The organism is bacterium (assembly GCA_024224155.1).
Taxonomy (GTDB): domain Bacteria; phylum Acidobacteriota; class Thermoanaerobaculia; order Multivoradales; family JAHEKO01; genus CALZIK01.
In genome coordinates this window covers 1-1,370 of sequence record JAAENP010000080.1, presented here as the reverse complement: position 1 = coordinate 1,370, position 1,370 = coordinate 1, and the positions used below count along the sequence as shown (strand labels likewise).

Genomic DNA, 1,370 nt, shown 5'->3' with positions numbered 1-1,370 from the left:
TCCTGGATACAGACACCGCGTTTTGCGAGCCCTTCATCTTGAACTTCCACTGGCGCGTGAGGGGCTGCACAGCAAGTATGCCCGTCAGATCCGAGGCGCTTGACTGAGAAGCATTGTCGGCAGGCAGCAGGAAGACGTCTTTGCACTCGCGCAAGCGTACGTAGATGCATTTGGGCATGAAGTGGAGGACGACGCAGCCGTGTACAGCAATGGAGGGTCGGCCTTGAACGGACGGTTCCTTCGGATGGAGCTCAATGTCCACGACTTGCACCGGTGCCCCTCGCACAAGCCGCGGCGGCAAGAAGGACTCCGTGAGGATCATGTCCATGCCGATGTATACGGGCAGGATCCCGGGGAACTTGGCGGTGGTACTGATGTTGGGCAGGGCACGCATGGCGTCGAAGTCCTCCTTGCTCATGCGAGCGCTCGGGAGGTCGATCGACGGGATGTAGTACAAGAGCTGGCCCGCGGCGTTGGCGTTGAGTCGCGCATGAGCGTGCATGGCATAGGAGACGATGCGCCACTCGTAGGCACACTCGTACCAGCCCCTGGCGTTCCGCAGTCGTGGATCCGGGGTAGAGGTCTGGATGACTGTGGCTTGGAGAGCATGCCAAGCCTCCTCGGAGATCTTCTTCCCACCGGGCGTCCGCATCGCCGTCAGGATCTCGATGAGCAGCGGATCGTCGAAGCGCCGCATCTCGACGAAGTCGTGGACGTAGTCCATGTCCAGAAGCAGCTTCCGGCCCTGCTGGTGCTCATAGGATTGGTTGCTTGGAGAAGCCAGCAGAGAAGCCGATGCTGGTACAGGCGGGAGCTGGTAGAAGTCGCCGGACAAGATCTTGCACGGCATGCGGCCCCACGTCTCGGCTGGCTTCATGTAGTGGGTGGAGTCGAGGTTGTGGCGCAGAGCTCGTCCGTACGTCTTGCGTAGAGCATCGGCATGAAGAAGGTCACCGGGAACAGCGCCCAGCTCATCGATGACCTCGACGCCGAGATCTCCGGCGATGCGATCCATTTTCTTTTGCGTCTGCGCGTTCAGTCGCAGTCTGGCTGTCTGCAGGGAATCGGTCAGGAGGAGACCGTTGGCCGCGTGCAGCGTTCTGGCTCGTGAGCCCAGGTTTTGAGCGGCCTGATTGGATTGTGCTGTGGCGGAGTAGCCGTTGGGCCCGAAGTACGTTTCGGCGAGAGGCTGCACGATCTTCCCGAGGGTGCGTGTCTTGCCGACTCCGCCGCCGCCGAGCCAGATGGCTCGGTGGTTGTTCGTGGGTGTGGCCACGGGCAGATGAACGGAGGACTTGTCGGGCCGCGTGTCGAAACGCTTCTGGAGGGAAAGTGCGAGAAGCGCCACGGCGTCGATCTGCTCCTCCGTG

1 protein-coding gene is annotated in these 1,370 nt (G+C 61.5%); it reads right to left on the bottom strand.

Annotation, left to right across the window (positions count from 1 at the left end; genetic code table 11):
• Window positions 1-1,370 (bottom strand): AAA family ATPase (locus tag GY769_04475; GenBank protein ID MCP4201171.1); only part of this gene is annotated, 1,370 nt, incomplete at both ends.